This is a genomic window from Streptomyces sp. NPDC052107 (assembly GCF_040680215.1).
Taxonomy (GTDB): Bacteria; Actinomycetota; Actinomycetes; order Streptomycetales; family Streptomycetaceae; genus Streptomyces.
Genome location: NZ_JBFAWG010000173.1, coordinates 1 through 7,302, shown reverse-complemented (window position 1 = coordinate 7,302; position 7,302 = coordinate 1). Strand labels below are relative to the sequence as shown.

10 protein-coding genes are annotated in these 7,302 nt (G+C 69.3%); 4 read left to right on the top strand and 6 right to left on the bottom strand.

Annotated features, from left to right (window positions below; all coding sequences use genetic code 11):
* Positions 1–473 precede the first annotated feature (473 nt).
* From AB0M27_RS45835 to AB0M27_RS45825, 3 genes are all read right to left on the bottom strand, one after another.
* Positions 474–1,577 carry a Gfo/Idh/MocA family oxidoreductase gene (locus tag AB0M27_RS45835; protein WP_365732008.1) on the bottom strand — a complete coding sequence of 368 codons (1,104 nt, stop codon included), beginning with the start codon at positions 1,575–1,577 and terminating at the stop codon, positions 474–476.
* A gap of 294 nt (positions 1,578–1,871) precedes the next feature.
* The gene (locus tag AB0M27_RS45830; protein ID WP_365732006.1) at positions 1,872–2,729 is read right to left on the bottom strand and encodes an aldo/keto reductase; all 858 of its coding nucleotides are present in this window, start codon (positions 2,727–2,729) and stop codon (positions 1,872–1,874) included.
* Between the two features lie 290 nt (positions 2,730–3,019).
* Entirely contained in the window at positions 3,020–3,742 is a 723-nt protein-coding gene (locus AB0M27_RS45825) for a hypothetical protein (protein WP_365732004.1), read from the bottom strand.
* Between the two features lie 714 nt (positions 3,743–4,456).
* Between AB0M27_RS45825 and AB0M27_RS45820 the strand changes: the two genes are divergently transcribed.
* Together AB0M27_RS45820 and AB0M27_RS45815 are read left to right on the top strand one after the other, a co-directional pair.
* The gene (locus AB0M27_RS45820; RefSeq protein WP_365732002.1) at positions 4,457–4,735 is read left to right on the top strand and encodes a hypothetical protein; all 279 of its coding nucleotides are present in this window, start codon (positions 4,457–4,459) and stop codon (positions 4,733–4,735) included.
* A 323-nt stretch (positions 4,736–5,058) separates the two neighbouring features.
* Positions 5,059–5,238 carry a hypothetical protein gene (locus tag AB0M27_RS45815; protein WP_365732000.1) on the top strand — a complete coding sequence of 60 codons (180 nt, stop codon included), beginning with the start codon at positions 5,059–5,061 and terminating at the stop codon, positions 5,236–5,238.
* A gap of 129 nt (positions 5,239–5,367) precedes the next feature.
* Here AB0M27_RS45815 and AB0M27_RS45810 read toward each other — a convergent pair whose 3' ends face one another.
* From AB0M27_RS45810 to AB0M27_RS45800, 3 genes are all read right to left on the bottom strand, one after another.
* Positions 5,368–5,919 carry a hypothetical protein gene (locus AB0M27_RS45810; protein ID WP_365731998.1) on the bottom strand — a complete coding sequence of 184 codons (552 nt, stop codon included), beginning with the start codon at positions 5,917–5,919 and terminating at the stop codon, positions 5,368–5,370.
* Positions 5,916–6,077: a hypothetical protein gene (locus tag AB0M27_RS45805; protein WP_365731996.1), complete on the bottom strand. Its 162-nt coding sequence runs from the start codon at positions 6,075–6,077 to the stop codon at positions 5,916–5,918. Before AB0M27_RS45805 ends, AB0M27_RS45810 begins: the two co-directional genes overlap by 4 nt.
* A gap of 126 nt (positions 6,078–6,203) precedes the next feature.
* On the bottom strand, positions 6,204–6,392 hold the full coding sequence (locus AB0M27_RS45800) for a sigma factor (RefSeq protein ID WP_365731994.1): 189 nt from the start codon (positions 6,390–6,392) through the stop codon (positions 6,204–6,206).
* Between the two features lie 416 nt (positions 6,393–6,808).
* Between AB0M27_RS45800 and AB0M27_RS45795 the strand changes: the two genes are divergently transcribed.
* Both AB0M27_RS45795 and AB0M27_RS45790 read left to right on the top strand, forming a co-directional pair.
* Positions 6,809–7,030, top strand: a complete 222-nt coding sequence (locus tag AB0M27_RS45795) for a hypothetical protein (protein ID WP_365731992.1) — start codon at positions 6,809–6,811, stop codon at positions 7,028–7,030.
* Positions 7,030–7,179: a hypothetical protein gene (locus AB0M27_RS45790; RefSeq protein ID WP_365731990.1), complete on the top strand. Its 150-nt coding sequence runs from the start codon at positions 7,030–7,032 to the stop codon at positions 7,177–7,179. The genes AB0M27_RS45795 and AB0M27_RS45790 overlap by 1 nt, the downstream gene beginning before the upstream one ends.
* Positions 7,180–7,302 lie beyond the last annotated feature (123 nt).

The window sequence follows — 7,302 nt, the reverse complement described above, 5'->3', positions numbered from 1 at the left end:
GATGCCGAACGCGACGACAGCCAGGGCCAGCAGAGCCAGTGGCATGGCGTAGGGGAACCTTTCGAGACAGCGGTCCGGGGACGGATGGAGGGGGGCATGCCTGGGGGCCTCTCCGGCCCCGTGGCGAGCCCTGCGCAACCCCAGAACGAGGCAAGCTCCCTGAGGGCAGCAGCGGGAGGAGGCCTCGCATTCCAAGATTGATCAGCACATGTCGGTGACCTCTGCCACGCCGTCTTTGCGGGTGACGGGGCACGAGGAGGTATGTCTGAACGCGCAGCGGCGCAGTGGCGGCAGCGATGGGACTTGTGACATCGGGGGATGGCGGCTCGTTGAGGAGCAGGTTGAGCCGGGGGTGGCGCGCATGCGTACTGCGGGCGGAGGCGGGTGAGTCCGGCGGTGTGTGTCGCGGCCGTCGAGGGAGCGTCGCAGCGGGGGCCGGGGCGGGCCCTGCAGCGCCCAGCGGGCCGGCGGTGTCAGCGGGCCGCCCACGCCTCCACCGCTGTCGTCACCGGCGCCCCCGTCCGAGCCGACTCCTCGATCGCCATCGCCAGCAGATGGTCCTGGCAGCCCTCGGCCAGCGGATACGGTTCCGGGCTCGCGTCCCGTACCCATGCGCCCGTACGGCACAGCAGATCCACTACCGCGAGATCGTCCTCGGACAGGCTCGCGCCCAGATAGTCGTTGCGCCACACCACTCGTCCGTCGAAGGAGATGTGGTGCACCTCGGCGCCTTCCAGGTTGAGATCCGTGCCGGTGCGGCGCCGCATCAGAGGGGACTCCACGGGCCTACGCGGATCGGCCATCCGCACCACGGTGTCGTCCACGATCTCGCCGAGTGAGCCGCGCACCACGACGCGGCGGGCCCGCAGCGGATTCCACCACTGATTGTCCGTGAAGTCGTACAGGCCCGTGCGGGCCGCGCCGAAGTCGAGGAAAGCGAGGGTGGTGACGGCGTCCTTGGGCGTCAGGTCGTCCGACCAGCCGCGGGGGGACAGCGGGTCGGCGAGCGGGGCGGTGAAGGCCCGGGCCGTCACCGTCACGGGCCCGGAACCGACGTCCAGCGTGTGCCGGATCAGCGAGATCGCGTGGTACATGTGCGTCGAGGACACCTGGACCGACGTGACCTCGCCGATCAGGCCCTCCCTCACGAGCGCGATACGAGCGGCGTGGCCCGGCATGAGCGGGTACTGCTCAGCAACTTGGACGAGTGCACCGCCGCCGACGCGCGTCGCGCCCCCAACAGCGCCCCACAACTCCCTCAGCCCGACAACGTCGGGTGCCGGCGGCGTTTCGGCGAGGACCGGTACCTCGCGCTCGACGAGTTCTCGTACGACCTCGGGCGTGACGTCCCACGGCACCGACGCGACCACGAACTCCGGCCCGCTGCCGCACAGTTCGCCGACAGTCCGGAAGGCGGGTACCCCCCACGCTGCCTCAACCTGCGCGGCCCGTGCGGCCGAGCGCGTTACCACGCCGGCCACTGTCAGCCGTTCCGGCAGCGCCCGCGCCAGCCGTGCGAGGAACGCAGCGCGCCAGCCACTGCCCACGATGCCGAAACGTACGGGTGCTGCGCTCACGTGTCCGCTCCTTCATGTACGGGGCCGGGGAGTCCATCTGCGCGCCGACGTGAGATGATCGCCGCCGTCGGTTCCGCCGCCCCGCGGAACTCGGCGATCAGCTCCGGTTGTGCCAGGGGCGCCGTGTTGTCGACGAGATCGCGCACGGCAACGACTATGCGGCCGGAAGTGACCCTACGGGCCGCCATGGCCCACTCCACGTCGTCATCCCGACGGGTACGTGCGCATATCTTGGAGCCCTCGTGCGACGCCGACTCGGTGGCCGAGCCGGCGTCAAGCGCAAGCTGCAGCCTGTCACACGCTGTCCAGCTCGGCGATTTCCTCGTCCGTCAGCTTCAGGTCCGCTGACGCTGCCGAGTCGCGGATGGTCTCCGGTCGGCTCGCGCCGGGGATCGGAACGACGACCGGCGACTTGGCGAGCATCCAGGCCAGACAGACCTGCTGTGGGCTGACCCCGTGAGCCTCGGCGACCCGCGCGAACGGTGCGTAAGCCGAACCCAGTTCGCGCGCACGGGAAATGCCGCCCAGAGGACTCCACGGCAAGAACGCGATGCCGAGCTCGTCACACAGCCGAAGCTCCGGTTCGCTGGAGCGGAAGGCAGGCGAGAACTGGTTCTGGACGGAGACCAGGCGGCCGCCGAGGATCTCGTTGGCCTGCCGGATTTGCTCCGGGTTGGCGTTGGAGATACCGGCCATGCGGATCTTGCCCTCGTCGAGGAGCTCCCGCACCGCACCGACCGACTCCGCGTAGGGAATCTTGGGGTCGGGACGGTGGAACTGGTAGAGCCCGATGGCCTCCACGCCGAGGCGGCGCAGGGAGGCTTCACAGGCCTCCTTGATGTGCTTGGGGGAGCCGTCCAGCGTCCAGCTGCCATCTCCGGGGCGCAGGTGGCCGCCCTTCGTGGCGACGAGGACCTCCGCACCCAGTGCGTGGCGGGCGAGAGCCTTGGCGATCAGCGATTCGTTGTGACCGACTTCACCGGCGTCTCGGTGATAGGCATCGGCGGTGTCGATGAGCGTCACACCGGCGTCGAGCGCGGCGTGAACAGTGGCGAGGGAGCGTGCCTCCTCCGGGCGGCCCTCGATCGACATGGGCATGCCGCCCAGGCCGATCGCGCTGACCTCGGTGTCACCGATTCGGCGAGTGTTCATGTGCTCGAGACCTCTTTCGACTTTCAGGCGGAACTGATGCCGGCCAACACCTGAGCTACGGGCCTGCGGCGACGTCGGCACAACCCAGCGTCGTTGAGCAGCAGCCAGGGGTCCAATAGAAGAAAGCGAACGCATTCAGCAGCGAATTCTCTGAATGGGGCGACCTTCACAACGCTCACCGATTGCAGCGCGAGCCGGATCTCGCGCAACGGCATGTCACTGGGCGAGTTCCGACTCCAGGAGTCTCGCGGCCAGGCAGCCGCGCGCATGGCTGCCCCCGCTGCACCCCATCAGGCGGTGCACCTGGCCAGGATCTCCCGCACCACGATCACCGCGCGCTCCGCATCCTCCCGCGAGACGTCAAGGTGGAACACGAACCGGAACCGCGGTCCGCCCGTGCACAGCACACCCCTTGCCGCCAGCCGCCCCACCAGGTCCTGCGGCGTGACGCCCGCCATGGCCCGCTGGGCCAGCTTCTCGCGCATCGCCGCTTCCGCCGAGCCATCCTCCTCGGGCACCAGGGCCTCAACAGTCGCGACCGCGCCGGCCACCACCGTACGCGGCACCGCCTCCTCTACCGCCGCCCACAGCGCGGCGACGTCCAGGTCCGTTTCGGACTCGGCGACCAGGTCCAACTCCTCGGCGAGGATCTTTGACGCCTTCGCCAGAATGTGGGCTGCCTTCTCCAGCTGGGGCAGCATCGCCAGCCGGTCCCGGTCCGAGGCCCGCCGGGCGGTGCTGATCAGCCGGTTCGCCATCAGCACCGCGAACAGGTCCAGGGCGTCGTCGACCGCCTGCGCCCCCAGCTGACGCACCCCCGCCGCCAACAGCGCGGTCCGCCGTGGCTCCGGCGCCCGCTCGATCGTCTGCGCCTTGCTCAGCTGCCCGTACCAGGCCAGCGTGGACCGCCGGTTCACCGGCACCCGGGAGAGGTTTACCCGCCCCAGCGCGAAGGCGGAGATCTCCTCCACCCGCTCCATGGCCCGCACCACCGCGGTGCCCGTCGTCTTCACCGGAGACGCGCGCAGCCGCTCCAGCTCTGAGACCCGCTTGCCCTCCGGTACCTCCAGCAGCGCCGCCGAGGCCGGCGCGAGCGCAGGATCGGCCCGGTGTGTCGCCCAGGCCGCCGACTCGTAAAGGCGGCCCTGCGGCTGGCCGCCGAGACTGGATTACTCGCGGCCGCGCCTTCTTGGCCGCGGCCGAGGACGCCACTGCTGACGGCTGTGCCGTGGTGCTGCACCACTTGGTCGATGCCCGCCCGGCAGCTTGGACCGCGGAAGTGCTGGCGTCCTCGACGCGTAGGTGCAGCTCATCCAGGAGGACAACCGGCGCCTGCGGGAAGAAGCCGAACGTCTTAATGCGGATGCCCCACCGCTGGCGGTGGGAGTGAGTCCCCCCTCCGGGCCCATGGCCCCGCTCGCCGCCCTCCGCGCCGCAGGCTGCCCGGCGGAATCAGAAACCGTCGCATCGCGAGTTCGACGGGCGGAGCAATCCCCACGAACGTCATTTCCGTATGAATTCACAGGAAGCAAAACCTTCTCCACAACAACATCAACCAAGAGGTTTCGCAAACATTCATGGTCGATATCGGAGGTGATGGTCCGCCGCCTGAACGCGCTTCGCGGGCGGCGAGCGACGCACAGAGCTACGCGCAGGCTCTGAAGCGCAGGGGACGGCCCGTCGAGGCCGCCAGAAAATCAAGCAGACCCTCAGAGAGGGGGCTCACCATGCGCGCGCGCACACGTATCAAGAGAGTGGCTGTCGCGGTTGTGTCGGCACCGATCCTGGCCATCGCCGCCGGGGCTGGAGCCGCCCATGCAGCCGCCACCGCCGCGCCCGAGCACGTCGTCTCGTTCCACCAAGACAACGGCTGGGGCTGGGGTGGAGGACACCACCACGGCTGGGGCTGGGGCTGGGGCCACCACGGCTGGGGCTGGGGTGGAGGACACCACCACGGCTGGGGCTGGGGTGGAGGACACCACCACGGCTGGGGCTGGGGCGGCTGAGTGTCAGCAGAACTGATCGCAACCCCTGACAACAAAGGTGGATCCGGGTGCTCGATCCCATCGGGCACCCGGATCCATATGACGAAGCCCCTGATGTACCTGATGTGCCGGTGTCCGCGACGACGGAGGGACCGGATGGGGATGGCCTGCAACAGGGAGACCGAGTTGCGGCCCGCCCCCATCGGCGCCCTCCCTCTGACCGTCGCCGCGATGCCGGCTGCAAGGTCGCCTACCTGCCCGGCCTGTGCATGCAGCGGCCGCCCTGCGCACAGAGGGCGTGCCGCGGACGGGCGATGCAGGCCCCGTACCCGAGGCTGCGGGCCATGCTGCGGGCGGTTGGGGATGCCCCGTACGAGGCGGACGAGACCCGGGACATCCGGTTTTGCCTGCCCGATGAGGACGGCCGGGAGCGGTGGCTGCGGCTGGATGAGATCCCGCTGCCGCCGACCACCCCGGCCGCCTGGCCGCGCGCGTACGCGCCCGCCGGCGGCGGGTCCGCGTGAGCCTGCCGCCCGGTGGCCAGCGCACAGCGGGGAGCTTTCACCGCCCTCGGGACCATTGCTGGCGCCGAGGGTCGGGGAGCATCGTCTGGGCCTCATCGTCAATACGGGCACTTCACGCGGTCTGGCCCGTTATCCGTGCTTACAACGGGGAGGTGAGGTGGCGCAGTTGCGCAACGAGGGGTGGCTGGGGGAGGTGCCGATTTCGGGGTGTGTTGGCGGGTGATGTGGGGGCGGATCTGGTCGAGACGGTGGTGGATGGATTAGGGGGCCGGTGGTGCGGTCGCCGCACAGGCAGGTGGGTTCAAAGTGGTGGCGCGGTAGTTGGGTGCGCCAGTAGTCGGCGTCGTGGTACTCGCCGCTGTGAGCGTGTTCGAGGAACAGGCGGTATTCGGCGACCTGGTGGCCGACGCCGGCGGCGAAGCGCCACCAGGACCAGACGGCGTTGAGGTCCCACCAGGCGCAGTCGGAGTCTGGGGTTCGTTCGTCCTTTGGGGCGGTCCAGACGGTGGGGGCGCCGCCGGGATCGGTGGTGCGTGGGCGGGGTGGCCGGTGGCGGGCGGTCTGCCGGGCGCGCAGCCGGGCTTCCGCTGCGGCCATGTCGTAGGAGGCGTAGCGGTTGCGGGTGCGGGCCTGGGCGAGCAGGTCGTCGATGGTGCGGTGGTCGGGCGGCAGCGGGGTCATGAGCGGTTCTTCCCGTCGGGGTGCTCCGGGCAGCGGAGTTTGAGCAGGGTGGCCAGGCGTCGGTGGCCGGTGCAGAGTTGGGAGCGGACGGTGGCTTCCTCGTTTCCCATTACTTCGGCGGCTTCTGCGGTGGTGAAGCCCACGCCGTAGTGCAGCACGATCGCGTCACGTTGCCGTTCGCTGAGCGCGGGGACGGAGGCGTACAGGGCAATGGCGTCGGTCAGCGTGTCGTAGGGGGGCGTCGACGTGGTCGGCGAGTGCGGCCTCGAAGGCTGCGGTCTCCATCATTCCGGGTGGCGCTGGCGCTTGCGGTGTACGTCGATGATGCGGCGCTGGAGGATCGTCCAGGCGTAGCTCTCCGGGTTCTCCATCTGCAGCATGCGCGGCCAGCGGTCCATGACCTGGTCGAAGGTGAGGTCGACGGCTTCCTCGGCCTCGGCGTCGGAGCCGAGCTGCAGATAGGCGTAGCGCATGTAGTCGGTGCGGCGCTGCTGGTGAAACGCCCAAGTACGCCATCTGCGCGGTCACGTCCCACTGGTCGATGGGCATGCGCGGCGTACTCACGGCGCCACCGGTCTCGTCCGGGCTCGTCTCGCTGCTCACCGCACCTCCCGCTGCGACTCGGGAGTGCGAGACGGTGTGCGGGTGCCGGTGAGCTGGGTGATGCCGATACGGAGGCCGGGTGTGAGCATTCGACGGCTTCCGCGGATCACAGCCGCCTCTACCCATGAAGCGCTCCTGGCGACCGAGACGTGCAGCCGTGCAGCAAAAAATAATACGTTCAGTAGTGATCCGGTTGCATCTAGTTCAATCATTGACCATGGCAACCCCGGGATCTCGCTTCCGGTATCCACTCCCACGCGGCGCCCGGCACGGCTACCGTGGGGACATGGCGAAGGAGATCCGCATCGAGGTCGACGACGAGACGTATGAGGAGCTGCAGCGTCGCGCCGCCGACGGCCACGAGGACCCAGATCAGTACGCGAGTCGGCGGCTGACCGACGACCTTGCGCGCACCCGGTTCCTCGAGGGCGCGAGGGCCTTCGTCGAGGAACACGGGCAGGCCTTCGCCGACCGCTTCGGGACCGGCCCCAGCAGCCACGCCGCCTGATGCCGTCCGTTGTGCTCATCGACGAGCGATGGCTGCTTGATATCGCGCAGAACCTCGTGCCCGGCGACCCCGACGTCACCGACTACGGTGCGCTGGCCGCCGTCGCCCGCCACCGACACGAGGTCATGGGCACTCTGGTCTACCTTTGATCTTGGCCAGTGCTCCGGCGTTTACGCGGGGGGTGAAGGCCATCTCAGAACTGCTCTGACCCGCGCGTGAGTATGGGTCCGCAGTGTTCAGCTCAGCCCACGGGGCGCTTGTGGTTCTCGATG

Excerpts from the sequence above, each read along its gene's own strand:
- AB0M27_RS45790 (WP_365731990.1), top strand. The coding sequence starts at position 7,030 with ATGCCGTCCGTTGTGCTCATCGACGAGCGATGGCTGCTTGATATCGCG.
- AB0M27_RS45830 (WP_365732006.1), bottom strand. The coding sequence starts at position 2,729 with ATGAACACTCGCCGAATCGGTGACACCGAGGTCAGCGCGATCGGCCTG.
- AB0M27_RS45815 (WP_365732000.1), top strand. The coding sequence starts at position 5,059 with ATGCTGCGGGCGGTTGGGGATGCCCCGTACGAGGCGGACGAGACCCGG.
- AB0M27_RS45810 (WP_365731998.1), bottom strand. The coding sequence starts at position 5,919 with ATGACCCCGCTGCCGCCCGACCACCGCACCATCGACGACCTGCTCGCC.
- AB0M27_RS45820 (WP_365732002.1), top strand. The coding sequence starts at position 4,457 with ATGCGCGCGCGCACACGTATCAAGAGAGTGGCTGTCGCGGTTGTGTCG.
- AB0M27_RS45795 (WP_365731992.1), top strand. The coding sequence starts at position 6,809 with ATGGCGAAGGAGATCCGCATCGAGGTCGACGACGAGACGTATGAGGAG.
- AB0M27_RS45800 (WP_365731994.1), bottom strand. The coding sequence starts at position 6,392 with ATGCGCTACGCCTATCTGCAGCTCGGCTCCGACGCCGAGGCCGAGGAA.